Genomic DNA, 16,975 nt, shown 5'->3' with positions numbered 1-16,975 from the left:
GGCGTCTAGAGTGTTTATCAGGGGACTGAGTTTTAAGGTGAGGCAGCCCTCACCTGGAGTTCATAACGTTGGGTTAATCTGCCGTGGAAAAGAATAAGACAGGAAATTTCCATCGGATTTCCTGATATTTCAAAGCGAAATTTTGCGCTTTCTTTCGATAGGTAAACCGCTAGTCTTTCCACAGCTTTAACAGGCTGTACTTACAGGAACCGCACCATGCAGTTACGCAACTCTTCTTCTCGCTATGGCTGGGTCAGCATCGTTCTGCACTGGGGCGTCGCGCTGACCGTTTTCGGGTTGTTTGCACTCGGGTTGTGGATGGTTGGGCTGGGTTACTACGACACTTGGCGCAAGGCCGGTCCCGATCTGCACAAAAGCATCGGCATCACCCTGTTCCTGTTCATGTTGATTCGCGTGGTCTGGCGCTTTGTCAGTCCGCCGCCACCGCCACCGGCCAATCACAGTCGCTTCGTGCGGGTCGCTGCCAAACTGGGGCATGCGTTCCTGTACCTCGATCTGTTTTTGGTGATGTTTGCCGGTTACCTGATTTCCACCGCCGAAGGTGTCGGGATTCCGGTGTTTGGCTTGTTTGAAGTGCCCGCGCTGATCAGCGGACTGCCCGACCAGGCGGACGTTGCCGGTGAAGTGCACCTGTATCTGGCCTGGACCCTGGTGATCTTTGCAGTACTTCACGGTCTGGCTGCCCTGAAGCATCACTTCATTGATCGTGATGCAACGCTCATTCGTATGCTGGGCCGCAAGGCCTGACGCTCAACTCAACTGAAACAGGAAGACGACGTATGTTGAAAAAGACACTGGCTGCATTGGCCCTCGGTACCGCGCTGCTGTCCGCCGGTCAGGCAATGGCGGCTGATTACACCATCGACAAGGAAGGCCAGCACGCCTTCATCGATTTCAAGATCAGCCACCTGGGCTACAGCTTCATCACCGGTACGTTCAAGGACTGGAGCGGCACGTTCAGCTTCGACGCTGCCAAGCCTGAAGACAGCAAAATCAGCATCGACATCAAAACTGCCAGCGTTGACACCAACCACGCTGAGCGTAACAAACACATCAGCAGCAAGGACTTCCTGGACGTCGCGACCTACCCGGACGCCAAGTTCGTGTCCACCAGCGTCAAGTCGACCGGCAAGAATGCTGACGGCAAAGACACCGCTGATGTCACTGGCGACCTGACCCTGCACGGCGTCACCAAACCCATCGTCATCAAAGCCGTCTTCAACGGCGAAGGCAAAGACCCGTGGGGCGGCTACCGTGCCGGCTTCAACGGCACCACCACCATCAAGCGCTCTGATTTCGGCAAGATGATGGACCTGGGTCCACAGTCCGACACCGTCACCTTCGACATCTCGTTCGAAGGCGTCAAAGCCAAGTAATTCGGGCTTCAGAAACAAAAAAACGCCGCCCGATGGGCGGCGTTTTTGTCGGACGTGCCATGACTTTATTTGAAAAGCTCGGCATGGGTGCCCAGGTCGACGAAGATCAAATGGCGCTCAGTCATTTGATAAATCAGCAGGAAGTCGCCTCCGACGTGGCACTCTCGAGCCCCTGCCCATTCGCCTTTAAGTTCATGGTCAAGATACTCGGGTGGTAAAGGCCGGCCTTCCCAGATCATTCCCATGACCTCGCGCATGACGTTCATGTCGTGCCGCCCGGCCTTGTTGTAGCGTTCCCAGGATTTTTTAAACTCCGGCGTGAAGTCGACTCGCCTAGGCAGAGGGGCCCGCTTTGGGTTTGGCGCGTTGCTTTCTGTGCGCTTGGGGTGCTTCTTTGCCATCCAGGTCCTCTAACAACTCGTCCATAGAATCAAATCGACTCCGGATTTCTCGCGCCTGAATCAGGGCTTTGGCGGTTTTATCCGAAGGTACACGCACCTCAAACGGAAGCCCTTGTGCTTCCACGACCTGCAGCAGGAACAGGCGCATTGCTTCGCTAATCGTCAACCCACAGGCGTTAAGCACGGTCGTCACTCGCTCTTTCAAATCCTCATCTATGCGGCAGCGCACGTCGGTGTTCTTTAGTAATGCGGCCATAGTAATAACCTCTTGAAATATGTAGCTACATCGTAGCTACGCAGCTAGACGCAATTATTGGCCTTTGCTCACGCGCTGGCAAGCGCTCATCCAAGCGGTGTTCATTGTGGGAGCTGTGTGTCAGGCAAGCATTTCGGTCACCCGGATACAAAAACGCCCCGAACCAGTCGGGGCGTTTTTTCACCGAGATAAAGTCAGCGCTGTTTAGCCTTCGCGATTGCGGGTCAGCAGGGCTGGCTTTTCACCGCGTGGGCGGCTCGGCAGTTGATCAAGCAGTTCGGCGGACGGGAAGCGATCGCTTTTCGACTCCTTGTGCATGATCTTCGGTGCCGGCTGACCGTCGCGAGGGCCGCGCACGGCGGGCTCTTGACGGGCAGGCTGATCTTCACGGGCAGGACGGCGATTGCGAGGCTGCTCTTCACGACGCGCCTGGCCATCACGACCCGAACCGTTGCGCGGACCGCTGCGCTTGGCAGGAGCACCGGCACCCGTGCTGGCGCCTGTGCCCGAACCCGTAGCCGAACCGCCGCGTGGGCCGCTACGGCCGGGCGCCTGGCCGCGTGGTGCGGGAGCGGAACCTGTGGCTGGAGCGCCAGGCCGGCGATTGCGACCTTGCTGGTTCTTGCCTTGATACGGGCTGACGTAATCGGCGCGGTTACCGAAGTTGTCGACCTCGTCATCCAGAAACTCGTCCGGTGCGCGATCAGCGCGCGCTGCAGGCGGCTGCGAAGGGCGTGCTTCGCTGGTTGGCGTGCCTTGGCGAGGTTTTTGCTGACGCGCCGGACGTGCAGGACGTTCGCCCGATGCGGCTGCGGCGGCCGGTTTTTCCTTGCCTTTGTCTTTGCCCTTGTCCTTGCGACCGCCACCACCGCCGCCGCCGTTCGGGCCATCGCCACGAGGACCACGTGCGTTGCGCGGGTTGCGCACGTCGGGACGCTCACGCACTTCCGGCTTCTCGGCTTCAACGGCATTGATGTCGAAGCCCATCAGGTCGCCGTCACCAATCTTCTGCTTGGTCATGCGCTCAATGCTCTTGAGCAGCTTTTCTTCGTCAGGCGCGACCAGGGAGATCGCCTCACCCGAACGACCGGCACGGCCGGTACGACCGATACGGTGGACGTAATCTTCGTCGACGTTCGGCAGCTCGAAGTTGACCACGTGCGGCAGTTGGTCGATGTCCAGACCGCGTGCTGCGATGTCGGTGGCAACCATGATGCGCACGGTGCCGGCCTTGAAGTCGGCCAGGGCTTTGGTGCGGGCATTCTGGCTTTTGTTGCCGTGGATCGCCACGGCGCTCAGGCCGTGTTTGTCCAGGTACTCGGCCAGGCGGTTGGCGCCGTGCTTGGTACGGGTGAACACCAGCACCTGCTCCCACGCGCCCTGAGTGATCAGGTGCGCCAGCAGCGAACGCTTGTGATTGGCAGGCAGGCGGAACACGCGCTGTTCGATACGCTCGACCGTAGTGTTCGGCGGCGTGACTTCGATGCGTTCCGGGTTGTGCAGCAGCTTGCCGGCCAGCGCGGTGATGTCGGCCGAGAAAGTGGCCGAGAACAGCAGGTTCTGGCGCTTGGCAGGCAGTCGCGCTAGGACTTTCTTCACGTCGTGAACGAAGCCCATGTCGAGCATGCGGTCGGCCTCGTCAAGGACGAGGATCTCAACGTGAGACAGGTCAACGCTGCCTTGGCCGGCCAGGTCGAGCAGGCGGCCCGGGCAGGCGACCAGGACGTCGACACCGCGGGCCATGGCCTGAACCTGAGGGTTCATGCCGACACCGCCAAAGATACAGGTGCTGACGAACTTGAGGTTCTTGGCGTAGACCTTGAAGCTGTCGTGGACCTGGGCTGCGAGTTCACGGGTTGGGGTCAGGACCAGTACGCGCGGTTGGCGCGGGCCGTGACGCTGGGATTTGTCCGGGTGACCGGCGGGGAACAGGCGCTCCAGAATCGGGAGGGCGAAACCACCGGTTTTACCAGTACCTGTCTGAGCGGCGACCATCAGATCGCGGCCTTGCAACACGGCGGGAATGGCCCGCTGTTGCACCGGAGTAGGCTGGGTATAGCCAGCAGCCTCGATGGCGCTGACTAAAGCCTCGGAGAGACCGAGGGAAGCAAAGGACATGAGTAATCCTGTCTTAAGTTGGGGCCAAGGGCCCGAATAGGGGGAAGATCGGCCCGCCGCAAATTGGCATTGGAAAGCTCAATTCCGTCCGGTCGTGTCGCGGTCTGTAAGTTCAACTCGTGGCATAAGCGCGTGAAAGAAGAAGCGCTGTTGACGTGATCGAGAAGTCTTCTGAGAAACCGAGCATCCGGGCGTAAGCCTGGCGGGAACGCCGGAGTATAACAGAGCAATCACAACGCGCTGCTTTCATGCTGCTCAACGGTTTTTTCTACGCCAATCGCCGATTGATCGCCGGAAGACGCCGGGAGCGTCGGCGGTTCCTCTCCGGTGTAGCGTGCCACCAGCTGCGCATAAGCCGGTTCCAGCTTGAAACGCTTGAGTTCTGCGCCGAAGCGCTGCATCAGCAAATCCATGCCCACGTTGCGCCGAAGCGCAAGGTACAGCGGACGACGGCCCAGCACGAGAGGGAGCTGGCTCACCTTGTCGCGCAGCTTGAGCTGATGGATCGTTTCCTGGCCGACGAGGCGGTCTGTCACCAGCAAATCGATGCGGCCGCGAACCAGCTTGCCGAAATTTGCCTCATGACTCGGCGCGGGCTCACGGATAAACAGGCTCGAGGTGTCGAATTCGGGGGTGTACAGATAGCCCGGCGATACACCAATGGTCAGGCCATGCAGATCGTCGAGGGCGTTGAACGGGTGTGGTCTGTCGTTGGACTGGAACAACACCCAGTTCACGTCCGACAGTGGCTCGTTCGGGTACAGGAGCAGGTCTTCTCGTTCGGCAACCTTGAAGATGTCCAGCACACCGTCCGCTTCGCCCTGCTCAACCATCATCAGACAACGCTTCCAGGGCAGAAACTGCCACTGCACATCAATGCCGAGTCGCTTGAAGACGATGTTCGTCATTTCATAGTCCAGCCCTGATGCCTGCTGGTCATCGACCGTCACGTAGGGTGACCAGGGCTCCGTGACAATACGTAGCTTCTCGCCCATTGCACTGAAACTCAGGCAGGCGAGGAAAGCGGCGCAGAGCAGTCGGGAAGTCTGAGGCATGGGGGCGAGATTACGTGGCCCGCTCGCGAAATAGAAGGGGTGTTTCCAGAGACGCACATGAGTCTGCGTCTCTGGCCCGGGCGTCAGCGAGGTGTTTGCATCTGTACAAGGTGCTGATAGATCGCTGTGCGTCTGCGCCCCAGCAAACGGCGAACGGCCCAGTGATCGAGCCATTGGCGCAATTGCGCGGGTGCAATCGGCTTCTTCAGGCGGTGCTCGGCGTTGCTGAACGCTTTTTCCCACCAGACGGGTGAGCACGCTCGGTCGAATTCGTTGGGGTGTTCGCAGCAACCGTAGAGAACCTCTCGGACAAATTGCCGTTGTGGCTGGGGCACCACCAGCGTCGCGGTTTTATACATCAGTCGCTGCCAGGTGGCGGGCCGAGGAAGTTTCGGTGAAACGTTTTCGGTGTCGTGCATCGCCCCGGCGCCGAGCGGGTCGTGACGGTGCTTGCGTATCCACGCGAGGACCTTGGCGCGAAACACAGGCTTGCGGCTCCAGTAGTGATGAATCAGGTCAGCGCATTGATCGATCTTGAGCGAGCGGTAGGCGGCCACGCCCAGGCAGAACTCTTCCAGCGTGATGGCGCCGGGCGTCATTGGAAAAAACTCATCCATCAGCGCGATCGACGTGTCGAGTATCGGTGCATTGTTGCGCGTCAGCCCGATGACCCCGGAGTTCACCAGCCTCATTTGATCGTCGGCCAGATTCCGTTCTGCCAGGGTCTTCGCCAGCGCGGTGTACAAAACCGTCTCTTTGCAGTCGGCATAACGGATTTGAAACGCGTTGCAGAGAAGGGTGTCAGGTTGAACCCTCTCAAACAGCTTCATGGGGCCGTCCAGGAAGAAGGTATCGGTGTCGATCAGGATCGCTTTTTCCGCCTCCTCAAGGACCAGGCGTGCAACGACGTGCTTGCAACGGAAATGGTAGTGATGCGGGCCGCTCCACTCGCGCCGCATGTCTGCATCGATAGGTCTGACACGTACCGGCAAGTCGCGATAGGGCTCAGGGTTATCGCTGAACACCTGGATGTCGAATGGCCGGTCGGTTGTGGCGCCTGCTTTGGCCAAAGCGCTCGCGATGCTGAACACCGCTTCTTGATGGTAGGTCTGGGCCCCGAAAACGAGGTAGACCAGTTGGGGGCGCGATGTAATCTGACTGAGGGAGGTCAACTGCTTGGGTTTCCGTTTCAATGAAGGCTTTAACAGGCCTCGTCATCACGAAGCCTGCCGGTGAAACGTTGCCTTATTGTGACCGGATGATCCAGAGGGAATTCCTGCCTCTCAGCGGGGCAGTTTGAGGTTGTTCCAGATCGCCAGGCTAGGCTCTGCCTGGTTCAGCGTGTAGAAGTGCAGGCCAGGGGCGCCGCCTTGCAACAAGCGCTCACACATTTCTGTGATCACCTGCTCGCCAAACGCCATGATGCTGGCGGAGTCATCGCCGTAGGCTTCCAGCTGCTTACGAATCCAACGAGGGATTTCCGCGCCACAGGCATCGGAAAAGCGAGCCAGCTTGCTGTAGTTGGTGATCGGCATGATACCGGGCACGACAGGAATGCTGACGCCCATCTTTTCAGCACGCTCGACGAAGTAGAAATAGCTGTCGGCGTTGAAGAAGTATTGGGTGATGGCGCTGTCGGCACCGGCATTGGCCTTGCGCACGAAGTTCTTCAAATCATCTTCGAAGTTACGCGCCTGTGGGTGCATCTCGGGATAAGCGGCGACTTCGATGTGAAAATGGCTGCCGGTCTCTTCACGGATGAAAGTGACCAGGTCATTGGCGTGACGCAGCTCACCGCTGGCCATGCCCATACCGGAAGGCAGGTCGCCGCGCAGTGCGACAATGCGGTTGATGCCCGCATCCTTGTACTGCGTGAGCAGGCCACGCAGATCGTCCTTGCTGTCGCCGACGCACGACAGGTGCGGCGCGGCAGGGATGTTCACTTCTTTTTCCAGCTGCAGCACGGTGTTGATCGTGCGGTCACGCGTGGAGCCCCCGGCACCGTAGGTGCAGGAGAAGAAATCAGGGTTGTAGCCAGCCAGCGTACGAGCGGTGGCGAGCAGTTTTTCATGACCAGCGTCGGTCTTCGTAGGGAAGAACTCGAAGCTGTAGCGACGGTCTTGGGACATGGTCATAACCTTGGAAGTTTTGAGCCTTGCGCCGACTCATGTAGGAGCGCGCTTGCCCGCGATTGCGGTGGTTCAGACCCGAATGGGTTGCTGACAAAATGCAATCGCGGGCAAGCGCGGTCCTACATGGGGCGGTGGTCGTTTCTGTGAGAGCGTGCCCGCAATACCGGGCACACCCTCCCTACAGACGTATCAGTAGCGGTACGCGTGCGGCTTGAACGGACCTTCGACCGGCACGCCGATGTAGTCGGCCTGGGTCTTGGTCAGCTTGGTCACGACGCCGCCGAAGCCACGTACCATTTCCAGGGCGACTTCTTCGTCCAGCTTCTTCGGCAGAACTTCAACAGTCAGGCGCTCGGCTTTCTGGGCCGGGCTCAGGTCGGCGTATTTCTGGCCGAACAGGAAGATCTGGGCCAGCACCTGGTTGGCGAACGAACCGTCCATGATGCGGCTTGGGTGGCCTGTTGCGTTACCCAGGTTAACCAGGCGGCCTTCGGCCAGCAGGATCAGGTAGTCGTCGTTCTGAGGGTCGAACTCGCCAGCGCCGGTGCGGTGGATCTTGTGCACCTGCGGCTTCACTTCTTCCCATGCCCAGTTCTTGCGCATGAAAGCGGTGTCGATTTCGTTGTCGAAGTGACCGATGTTGCAGACCACGGCGCGTTTTTTCAGCGCTTTGAGCATGTTCGCGTCGCACACATTGACGTTACCGGTGGTGGTCACGATCAGGTCGATCTTGCCCAGCAGCGCTTTGTCGATGGTTGCTTCGGTGCCGTCGCTTTCACCGTTGATGAACGGCGAAACCAGTTCAAAACCGTCCATGCAGGCTTGCATGGCGCAGATCGGGTCAACTTCGGTGACCTTGACGATCATGCCTTCCTGACGCAGCGACTGAGCCGAGCCTTTGCCCACGTCACCGTAGCCGATGACCAGCGCTTGCTTGCCCGACAGCAGGTGGTCGGTGCCGCGCTTGATGGCGTCGTTCAGGCTGTGACGGCAGCCGTACTTGTTGTCGTTCTTGCTCTTGGTGACCGAGTCGTTGACGTTGATCGCAGGGATCTTCAGTTCGCCTTTGGCCAGCATGTCCAGCAGACGGTGCACGCCTGTGGTGGTTTCCTCGGTGACGCCATGGATTTTATCCAGCATCGCCGGGTATTTCTTGTGCAGGATCTCGGTCAGGTCGCCGCCGTCGTCGAGGATCATGTTGGCGTCCCACGGCTGACCGTCCTTCAGGATGGTCTGCTCGATGCACCACTCGTACTCTGCTTCGGTCTCGCCTTTCCAGGCGAAGACAGGGATGCCGGCAGCAGCGATGGCCGCAGCAGCCTGGTCTTGAGTCGAGAAAATGTTGCAGGACGACCAGCGTACTTCGGCACCCAGGGCAACCAGGGTTTCGATCAGCACGGCAGTCTGAATGGTCATGTGGATGCAGCCGAGAATCTTCGCGCCCTTGAGCGGTTGCTCACCGGCGTATTTGCGACGCAGGCCCATCAGAGCAGGCATTTCGGATTCAGCGATGATGGTCTCGCGACGGCCCCAGGCAGCCAGGGAAATATCGGCGACTTTGTAGTCGTTGAAATCGTTGGGCGTCAGTACAGCGCTCATAAGAGTCTCCATTCGTAGTGTGCGAATGGGCGCCGTTGTGCGTTTAAGGCTTGATCGGCAGCAATGAGCCTGACCAAACAACGCCCCATCCGAGCCTGACAGGTTTGACCTGCTGCAGCGCCCCTCGGACAGGTGGCGGGAAAACGGTATCAAGCGGTGATGACCGTTTTTTGAAGCGGTGGCGATTATAGCGGCGACGGGGAGTTAGCCCAAGAGGTTGTTGCGTTTAAATGACGAGTGACTAATCGCGACCATAGTCGATGCTCAATGGAGGTAAACGCCATGGGCTGGCACTATGCTGGTCATCAACAGACAGACGATCAGGAGCGAACCATGAACTTCCACACGCGCAAATGGGTGAAGCCCGAAGACCTCAACCCGAACGGCACGCTGTTCGGCGGCAGTCTGCTGCGCTGGATCGACGAAGAAGCGGCGATTTACGCCATCGTTCAGTTGGGTAATCAGCGGGTGGTGACCAAGTACATTTCCGAGATCAACTTCGTCAGTGCGTCACGCCAGGGCGACATCATCGAACTGGGCATCACCGCCACTGAGTTCGGCCGCACCTCGATCACCCTGACCTGCCAGGTGCGCAACAAAATTACGCGCAAAAGCATCCTGACCGTCGAGAAGATGGTGTTCGTGAACCTGGGCGAAGATGGTCTGCCAGCACCGCACGGCAAGACCGAAATTACTTACGTGAAAGATCAGTTCAAGGACGAAGTGATTAACGAGTGATCTTGTGCGGCACCATAAGACCTGTGGGAGCTGCCGGAGGTTACGACGGTGGCGAATGCGATATGTCTGACACACTGCGTTCGCCACCGTCGTAACCTCCGGCAGCTCCTACAAGGGGGTGCGTTGGGCTAATGAAGTCACTCAGCCCGGATTACGCGCCTTCCAGTCCCGCAACCACTGCAGACCTTCGCTGGTATCGCCTTTGGGGCGGTACTCGCAACCGACCCAGCCGGTGTAACCCAGGCGGTCGATCTCTTCAAACAGCCATGGGTAATTCACTTCGCCCATGTTCGGTTCATGTCGATCGGGCACGCCGGCGATCTGGATGTGACCGATGCCGGCGAAGTCACGGCGCAGCTTGCTGGTCACGTCGCCCTCGACGATCTGGCAGTGATAGAAATCGAACTGCACCTTCAGGTTGCCCGCGCCCACTTCCTTGCACACCGCCTGACCCTGATCCTGACGATTGAGGAAGAAGCCCGGCATGTCACGGGTGTTGATCGGTTCGATCAGCACGGTGATGCCGACTTTCGCCGCTTCGTAAGCGGCATGGCTCAGGTTTTCGAGATACACCGCATGGTGCTTCTGGCGCAGTTCTTCGTTGGGCAGCAAGCCGGCCATGACGTGAATGCGGTCGTTCCCCAGCACGGCGGCGTATTCCAGCGCCTTCTGGAAGCCGCTGCGGAATTCGCTCTCACGCCCCGGCAATGAAGCAATGCCTCGCTCGCCGTTGGCCCAGTCACCCGGCGGTGCGTTGAACAGCGCCTGGGTCAGACCGAAATTTTCCAGGCGCAGCTTGATCTCTGCGGCGGTGAAATCGTACGGGAACAGGTACTCCACCGCTTCGAAGCCATCACTTGCCGCCGCGCCAAAGCGCGCGAGGAAGTCATGTTGCGGGTACAGCATGCTGAGGTTGGCAGCGAAACGAGGCATGTTTTTCTCCTGGAAAGCAGGCTACCGGGTCAGACAAAAGGCCACAGCAGCAGGGTTATGAGGAAGCCCAGCGTGCCGAGTACGGTCACCAGGAACGTCCAGGTGCGCAGGCCGTCACCCACGTTCAGGCCGGCCAATTTTGTGAACATCCAGTAACCGGCGTCGTTGATGTGGGACATGGCCAGACCGCCACCGCCCATGGCCAGGCACAGCAAGGCCATGTGGTTGGCGCTGAGGTTCAACGTGGCGATCAGCGGGCTGAGGATGCCAGCGGTGGTCACCAGCGCCACTGTGGTCGAGCCTTGGACGGCGCGCAACAGCAGTGTCAGCAGGAAGCCCAGCGCCAGAACCGGCAGGCCGGTGTTGCGCAGGGCTTCGGAGACCACCGCACCGATACCGGTGTCGACCAGCACCTTGCCGAACACACCGCCAGCGCCGGCGATCAGGATCACCATCGCCACGCCCGGCAATGCCGAACCAATCACGTCGGACACTTGACTGCGGCTCCAGCCACGGCGCGAACCCAGAACCCATGCGCAGAGCAGGGTGTCGATCAGCAGGGCGACCAGCGGTGCGCCGAGGACGGTCAAGATGCTGCGCAACGTCGAGTCGGCGGGCAGCATGGTGGTTGCCAGCGTACCCAGCAAAATCAGGATGATCGGCAGCAGGATCAGCGCAATGATGATCCCGGCGCCCGGCGCAGGGGCTTTCGGCAGGCGGGCAGCGAGGCTGCTGGCGCTTTCTTCCAGACCCAGCGCGTGACCGGTGTGCGTGGCATCAGCGGTTTTCGAGTAATCGTTGTTGGCCCAATCCACCAAGTCTTGGTTGGTGATGTGCGGACCGTAAACCTCGCTGCGGATGTCATCGGTCATCGGGTAGGTTTTGCGCGTCATGCGGCCGGCGATCACGTAGCCGATCAGGCACAGCACGGCCACCATCGGCAGGCCAAACATCAGGACACGACCCAGGTCTGCGCCCAACTGACCGGCAGCGGCAACGGCACCCGGGTGCGGCGGCAGAAAGGCGTGAACGGAGAGCAGCGCGGCGCACATTGGCAGCGCGAAAATCAGCAGCGGCTTGCGGGCTGCGCGGGCGACGCCGTAAGCCAGTGGCATGAGGATGATCACGCCAACTTCGAAGAACACCGGAATGCCGACCATGAACCCGGCCACGGTCAACGCCAGCGGTGTTCGCTTGTTGCCGAAGCGGTTGATCAGGGTCTTGGCCAGCGCCTCTGCACCGCCCGAGAGTTCGATGATGCGTCCGATCATGGCGCCCAGCGCAATGATGATCGCGATGTGGCCAAGGGTCTTGCCCATGCCGCCTTCGATGGTCGCGACCAGGTCACTCGGTTTTACCCCGGCAACCAGCGCGACGATGATGCTCACGAGCATCAATGCCACGAACGGCTGGAATTTGTACTTGAGCACCAGAAGCAGCAGCAGCGCGATGCCGGCTCCGGCGATGATCATGAGGATAAGAGGCGTCATGTTGTGTCCTGTTGTTATTGTTTCCGGCAAAAGCCGGGGTGCCAGAGGCCGTGAATAAGGCCTCCGATCAAGGTGCTGTGCGGGTTACCAGTTCACGCCGAACGTCTGGCGCAGTTCTTCCAGGGCCGCTGCGTCCAGCGGCTCGGGTTTAGGATTGCTCATCAGCCACAAGCGAGCAGTCTCTTCCAGCTCTTCCAGGGCGTAAGCCGCCTTGGCCACCGAGCTTTCCCAGACCACCGGCCCCAAACGCTCGAGCATCACGCCGCGCACGCTGTTCGCCAGCTTTGCCACCTGCTCGGCGACCTTTGGCGAGCCGGGGCGCTCGTAAGAAATCAAAGGGATATGCCCGACCTTCATCACCTGATAGGGCGTGATCGGCGGGAGAATGTCGTTCGGATGCCAGACACCGGCCAAGGTCAGCGCCACCAGATGCGTGGAGTGGGTGTGCACCACGCCACCCACGCCTGGATTGCGGTCGTAGACCTCGCGATGCAGCATCAAGGTTTTCGAGGGCTTGTCGCCGGACACCCATTCGCCCGCCAGGTTGACCTTGGCAATGGCGGTCGGGTCTAGGCGGCCCAGGCAGGCGTCGGTCGGCGTGATCAGCCAGCCGTCTTCAAGGCGTGCGCTGATGTTGCCGGCGCTGCCCACGGTGTAGCCGCGACCGAACAGCAGACGGCCGATGTCGCAGATCTCATCGCGCAGCTTATTTTCGGCGCTCGTTGCAGTACTCATTGAGCACCTCCGGCCAGTTGCTTCAGGGCTTTGTCGAAGAAATCGCGACCCCCGAAGTTGCCGGATTTCAGCGCCAGCGCGAGGGGCTGATCGCCGCTGCTGATGGTGGCGGGAACGCCCGGGTCGATCTGTGCGCCGATCTTCAACAGGCTGACGCCCAACGCCTGAACGACAGCGCCGGAGGTTTCGCCGCCAGCGACGACGAAACGTTTCACGCCTGCGTCCAGCAGACCGCGAGCGATCTTGCCCAGCGCGTCCTCGACCATGGCGCCCGCGCGCTCGACGCCGAGCTTTTGTTGCACGGCTTTGACTTCTTCCGGGCTGCTGGTCGCATAAATCAGAACGGTTTGACCGGCATCGCGGGCAAAGGCCAACGCGTCTTCGACAACTGGCTTGCCATCGGCCAGCGCCAACGGATCGATCCGCAGTGCAGGGCGTCCGGCGTCCAGCCAGGCAGCGACCTGGCCGTTGGTGGCAACCGAAGCGCTGCCCGCGAGCACGACTTCGCCGCCGTTCACCTGCTCCAGTTGGGCCGCGTCGACGTCGCGCAGCTTGCCGGCTTTGCGGAAGTTGCCTGGCAGACCCAGCGCCAGACCCGAACCGCCTGTCAGCAGCGGCAGGTCGGCGCAGGCTTCGCCCAGTGTGTAGAGGTCGGCGTCGGACAGTGCGTCGGCAATCGCCATGGTTACGCCGTCAGCGCGCAGTTCGGCAATACGCGCGCGCACGCTGTTCACACCTTTGGCGACGCTGTCGTAACGCAACAAGCCCACTTTCTTGCGGGTCTGCGATTGCAGCACGCGCACCAGGTTGGCGTCGGTCATCGGCGTCAGCGGGTGATTCTGCATGCCGCATTCGTTCAGCAACTGATCCTGCACGAACAGGTGGCCACGGAAGATCGTGCGGCCGTTTTCCGGGAATGCCGGGCACGCGAGGGTGAAGTCGCTGTTCAAGGCTTGGAGCAGCGCTTCGCTGACCTGCCCGATGTTGCCTTTGGCGGTGGAGTCGAAGGTCGAGCAATACTTGAAGAAGATCTGCTCGCAGCCACGGTCACGCAGCCATTGCAGCGCGGCCAGGGATTCCTCGACCGCTTCAGCCGCGGGCGTGGTACGGGATTTCAAGGCGATGACGATCGCGTCGGCGTCCAGCTCAGCCAGGCTCTCGGCGCTGGGAATGCCGATGCTCTGCACCGTGCGCATGCCGCCACGCACCAGCATGTTGGCCAGGTCGGTGGCGCCTGTGAAGTCGTCGGCGATGCAGCCCAGAAGAGGGCGCGGAGTCGAAGTGCTCATCTGCGGTTCCTCAGTCGTTGGCGGCTTTGGCGGCGGGCAGGGTGATGCCCGGGAAGATCTTGATCACGGCGGAATCGTCTTCACGGCCGAAGCCTGCGGTCGAGGCCTGCATGAACATCTGGTGCGCAGTGGACGACAGCGGCAGCGGGAATTTGCTGGCGCGGGCGGTATCCAGGACCAGGCCCAGGTCTTTGACGAAAATATCCACAGCGGACAGCGGCGTGTAATCAGCCTTCAGGATGTGCGGCACGCGGTTTTCGAACATCCACGAGTTACCGGCGCTGTTGGTGATCACTTCGTACAGCGCGTCGGCGTCGACGCCTTCGCGCAGGCCCAGCGCCATGGCTTCGGCGCTCGCAGCGATATGCACGCCAGCCAGCAACTGATTGATGATTTTGACCTTGGAGCCCAGGCCGTGGACGTCGCCCAGGCGATACACCTTACCGGCCATGCCGTTGAGGATGGCGTCGGCTTTGGCGTAGGAATCAGCAGGGCCGGAGGTCATCATGGTCATCTGACCGGCAGCGGCTTTGGCTGCGCCACCGGAGATCGGGGCATCGAGGTACAGCAGACCCTTTTCGGTCAGACGCTGGCCCAACTCGATGGCGAAGGTCGGCGCAACGGTGGCGCAACCAATGACCAGACTGCCGGGTTTAAGCGCTGCAACGGCGCCGTTTTCTCCAAACAAGACGGTTTCAGTCTGCTCGGCGTTGACCACGACGGTGATGATCACGTCGCAGGCGGCCGCCATGCTGGCGGGAGAGTCGCAGGCAACACCGCCTTCGCTGGCGAATTGCTCGGTCACGGCAGCACGGACATCACAGGCATGAACGTTGAAACCACTGCGCAACAGGGAGCGAGCGATGCCCAAACCCATGGCACCCAGCCCAATGACGCCGACATTCTTGTTATTCATGATGCTCTCCTCAGGTTGAGCGCCATCGTTGCGTCAGGCACTCGAACGGTGTTTGTTCTGATCTGTTAAAGATAGTGAACCCATGAGCGGATAATGTGAAGTAATTTTTTGGATTAACAAAACTTAACATAGGGCGCTTTTTAATCGACGAAAAAAAGCCCCGATACGTGTCGGGGCTTGGGTGCTGAGAGGTTTTGAGGGCTTCGCGCATCAATTGTAGCCAGCTTGCTGGCGAATACGGGAGACCCGCCAAATCAGTTGTGTCTGGACGGATGCCTTCGCCAGCAAGCCGGCCAAAGGTCTGAGGCCTGGACACAGGCTCATGCAACAACCCGGTCCCTGTAGGAGACGTCCGAGGTTACGAGGGCAGCGAAGGCGGTGTGTCAGTCGCCATAGACGCTGGTGATGCACCGCATTCGTCCGAACGCCGTCCTCACCAAGCCGGCTCCTAGAGGGGCGTGCGGCGTGGACTGGACATTATTGATTTCTACTCACCGACGCCAGCAACAACTCGACGCCCTGCGCCCGAATACTCTCCGCCGCGCCTTCGGCCAGCCCGTCATCGCTGATGATGGTGTCGAACTGCTCAAGGCCTGCGACCTTGTACATGCCGAACGTGCCGTACTTGGAACTGGTGGTCAGCAGCACGCTGCGCGACGCGGCCTGCATCGCCGCCTGCTTGACCTCGACCTTCAGCGCAGAAGGTGTGGTCGTGCCCCGTTGCAGGTCCCAGGAGCTGGTGGACATGAACGCCACGTCCGTCGCCAGTTGACGCAACGTTGCGGCCGCCAGACCGCCCACACAGGAGCGGTTCGGGTGGTCCAGCATGCCGCCGGTGTGAATCACGTCCACATGGGTCGCATCCGCGAGCGCGTTGACCACGCCAAAGTCATTGGTGACCACCGTCATCCCGGACAGCGCGACGATGTGCGGCACGATTTCCAGCGTGCTGGTGCCCGCGTCCAGGTACACCGTCATCTCAGCGTGCAACAAACCGGCTGCCAGTCTGGCCATCGCCTGCTTTTGCGGGAGTTCGATCACTGCCTTGGATTGATGGCTGGGTTCACTGTGCACCTGGCTTGCGATGCGTACGCCGCCGGTCACCGAATAAGCACGCCCACTTTGTTCGAGCAGGGCGATGTCGCGGCGAATGGTCATGTGCGAGCAATCGAACATTTCCATCAGTTGATGCACGCTGAGCACTTGATGCTTGCGTAACTGACGCAGCATCAGCTCCCGGCGTTGGTCGGGAATCATGGGCGCTGCACCACTGACGGTGGTGTCTTCTTCGCTAGGCATTCAGGCTCCTGAGTCACGGTGTCCAGCCAAATCGGCTGTGATGGCTGGCATCTTAGCCAATCGCTCGCGTCATGACAGCAGCGAGAACTTTCCTACAGGCCTTGATGGCCGCATGATGGGAAAGAACCTTTCGTTCGGCCATGGCTCTTAGCCTGTGCTACCTGAATGTTCTGGGTGAAATTCAAATTCTAAAAAGGATGCTGCAAATATGACCGTTGCCTTCTGGTGCGTGTTGATCGTGATTCTGTTGCCGCTGGTCTGTACGTCGATCGCCAAGTTTGGCAGTGGTCGTTTCAGTACCCGGCAGAACCACAACCCGCGAGACTTTCTCGACAAGCTGGAAGGTTTGCCGCGGCGTGCCCATGCGGCGCAACAGAACAGCTTCGAAGCCATCCCGGGTTTTGCTGCAGGCGTGATCATCGCGCACGTTGCCGGCGTCGCTCAGTTGGTCACCATTGATGTGCTGGCGGTGCTGTTCGTTACCAGTCGCCTGCTCTACATCATTTTCTACCTGGCGGACCTCGCGGCGCTGCGCTCGCTGGTGTGGTTTATTGGCCTGGGTCTGGTCGTCGCGTTGTTTGGCATTTCTGTCTGATCGGGATGCCGATCATTCACTT

The 16,975-nt window shown here is 60.1% G+C and carries 17 protein-coding genes and 1 riboswitch; of the genes, 4 read left to right on the top strand and 13 right to left on the bottom strand.

The window, feature by feature from the left end:
* Positions 1 to 216: 216 nt before the first annotated feature.
* Both BLS87_RS10095 and BLS87_RS10090 read left to right on the top strand, forming a co-directional pair.
* The gene (locus BLS87_RS10095) at positions 217 to 768 is read left to right on the top strand and encodes a cytochrome b (RefSeq protein ID WP_074752347.1); all 552 of its coding nucleotides are present in this window, start codon (positions 217 to 219) and stop codon (positions 766 to 768) included.
* Positions 769 to 800: 32 nt separating this feature from the next.
* The gene (locus tag BLS87_RS10090) at positions 801 to 1,397 is read left to right on the top strand and encodes a YceI family protein (protein WP_074752346.1); all 597 of its coding nucleotides are present in this window, start codon (positions 801 to 803) and stop codon (positions 1,395 to 1,397) included.
* Positions 1,398 to 1,462: 65 nt separating this feature from the next.
* Here the strand turns inward: BLS87_RS10090 and BLS87_RS10085 are convergent, their stop codons facing one another.
* The 7 genes from BLS87_RS10085 to ahcY form a co-directional block, all read right to left on the bottom strand.
* Complete coding sequence (locus tag BLS87_RS10085) at positions 1,463 to 1,798, bottom strand: type II toxin-antitoxin system YafQ family toxin (RefSeq protein WP_074752345.1); 336 nt, start codon at positions 1,796 to 1,798, stop codon at positions 1,463 to 1,465.
* Positions 1,731 to 2,054 (bottom strand): type II toxin-antitoxin system RelB/DinJ family antitoxin, encoded by a 324-nt coding sequence (locus tag BLS87_RS10080; RefSeq protein ID WP_074752344.1) that lies wholly within the window; start codon positions 2,052 to 2,054, stop codon positions 1,731 to 1,733. The genes BLS87_RS10085 and BLS87_RS10080 overlap by 68 nt, the downstream gene beginning before the upstream one ends.
* A 204-nt stretch (positions 2,055 to 2,258) precedes the next feature.
* Positions 2,259 to 4,172, bottom strand: coding sequence for an RNA helicase RhlE2 (gene rhlE2 / locus BLS87_RS10075; protein WP_074752343.1), 1,914 nt, complete (start codon positions 4,170 to 4,172; stop codon positions 2,259 to 2,261).
* A 230-nt stretch (positions 4,173 to 4,402) separates the two neighbouring features.
* Positions 4,403 to 5,227, bottom strand: a complete 825-nt coding sequence (locus BLS87_RS10070; RefSeq protein WP_074752342.1) for a substrate-binding periplasmic protein — start codon at positions 5,225 to 5,227, stop codon at positions 4,403 to 4,405.
* Positions 5,228 to 5,310: 83 nt separating this feature from the next.
* A complete protein-coding gene (locus BLS87_RS10065; protein WP_074752341.1) occupies positions 5,311 to 6,399 on the bottom strand; it encodes a hypothetical protein in 1,089 nt (362 codons plus the stop codon).
* Positions 6,400 to 6,510: 111 nt separating this feature from the next.
* Positions 6,511 to 7,356, bottom strand: a complete 846-nt coding sequence (metF, locus tag BLS87_RS10060; RefSeq protein WP_074752527.1) for a methylenetetrahydrofolate reductase [NAD(P)H] — start codon at positions 7,354 to 7,356, stop codon at positions 6,511 to 6,513.
* A gap of 192 nt (positions 7,357 to 7,548) precedes the next feature.
* Positions 7,549 to 8,958: an adenosylhomocysteinase gene (gene ahcY / locus BLS87_RS10055; RefSeq protein WP_062385413.1), complete on the bottom strand. Its 1,410-nt coding sequence runs from the start codon at positions 8,956 to 8,958 to the stop codon at positions 7,549 to 7,551.
* A 20-nt stretch (positions 8,959 to 8,978) separates the two neighbouring features.
* Positions 8,979 to 9,090: riboswitch (S-adenosyl-L-homocysteine riboswitch) on the bottom strand.
* A 201-nt stretch (positions 9,091 to 9,291) separates the two neighbouring features.
* Between ahcY and BLS87_RS10050 the strand changes: the two genes are divergently transcribed.
* A complete protein-coding gene (locus tag BLS87_RS10050; RefSeq protein ID WP_074752526.1) occupies positions 9,292 to 9,696 on the top strand; it encodes an acyl-CoA thioesterase in 405 nt (134 codons plus the stop codon).
* 141 nt (positions 9,697 to 9,837) lie between these two features.
* On the opposite strand, the gene otnI is transcribed toward BLS87_RS10050, so the two are convergent.
* The 6 genes from otnI to BLS87_RS10020 all read right to left on the bottom strand — a co-directional run bounded on the left by otnI (position 9,838) and on the right by BLS87_RS10020 (position 16,358).
* On the bottom strand, positions 9,838 to 10,629 hold the full coding sequence (gene otnI, locus BLS87_RS10045) for a 2-oxo-tetronate isomerase (protein WP_074752340.1): 792 nt from the start codon (positions 10,627 to 10,629) through the stop codon (positions 9,838 to 9,840).
* A gap of 29 nt (positions 10,630 to 10,658) precedes the next feature.
* Positions 10,659 to 12,119 (bottom strand): GntT/GntP/DsdX family permease, encoded by a 1,461-nt coding sequence (locus tag BLS87_RS10040; RefSeq protein WP_074752339.1) that lies wholly within the window; start codon positions 12,117 to 12,119, stop codon positions 10,659 to 10,661.
* A gap of 84 nt (positions 12,120 to 12,203) precedes the next feature.
* Complete coding sequence (otnC, locus tag BLS87_RS10035; RefSeq protein ID WP_074752338.1) at positions 12,204 to 12,854, bottom strand: 3-oxo-tetronate 4-phosphate decarboxylase; 651 nt, start codon at positions 12,852 to 12,854, stop codon at positions 12,204 to 12,206.
* The gene (gene otnK, locus BLS87_RS10030) at positions 12,851 to 14,143 is read right to left on the bottom strand and encodes a 3-oxo-tetronate kinase (RefSeq protein ID WP_074752337.1); all 1,293 of its coding nucleotides are present in this window, start codon (positions 14,141 to 14,143) and stop codon (positions 12,851 to 12,853) included. Before otnK ends, otnC begins: the two co-directional genes overlap by 4 nt.
* 10 nt (positions 14,144 to 14,153) lie before the next feature.
* Complete coding sequence (ltnD, locus tag BLS87_RS10025) at positions 14,154 to 15,059, bottom strand: L-threonate dehydrogenase (RefSeq protein ID WP_074752336.1); 906 nt, start codon at positions 15,057 to 15,059, stop codon at positions 14,154 to 14,156.
* A gap of 477 nt (positions 15,060 to 15,536) precedes the next feature.
* Positions 15,537 to 16,358: a DeoR/GlpR family DNA-binding transcription regulator gene (locus tag BLS87_RS10020; protein ID WP_074752335.1), complete on the bottom strand. Its 822-nt coding sequence runs from the start codon at positions 16,356 to 16,358 to the stop codon at positions 15,537 to 15,539.
* 208 nt (positions 16,359 to 16,566) lie between these two features.
* Here BLS87_RS10020 and BLS87_RS10015 point away from each other — a divergent pair, with 208 nt between their 5' ends.
* On the top strand, positions 16,567 to 16,953 hold the full coding sequence (locus BLS87_RS10015; protein WP_074752334.1) for an MAPEG family protein: 387 nt from the start codon (positions 16,567 to 16,569) through the stop codon (positions 16,951 to 16,953).
* The last annotated feature ends 22 nt before the right edge of the window (positions 16,954 to 16,975 follow it).

Source organism: Pseudomonas abietaniphila (assembly GCF_900100795.1).
GTDB lineage: Bacteria > Pseudomonadota > Gammaproteobacteria > Pseudomonadales > Pseudomonadaceae > Aquipseudomonas > Aquipseudomonas abietaniphila.
The sequence above is the reverse complement of the archived record's forward strand: the minus strand, read 5'-3'. Positions and strand labels throughout refer to the sequence as shown.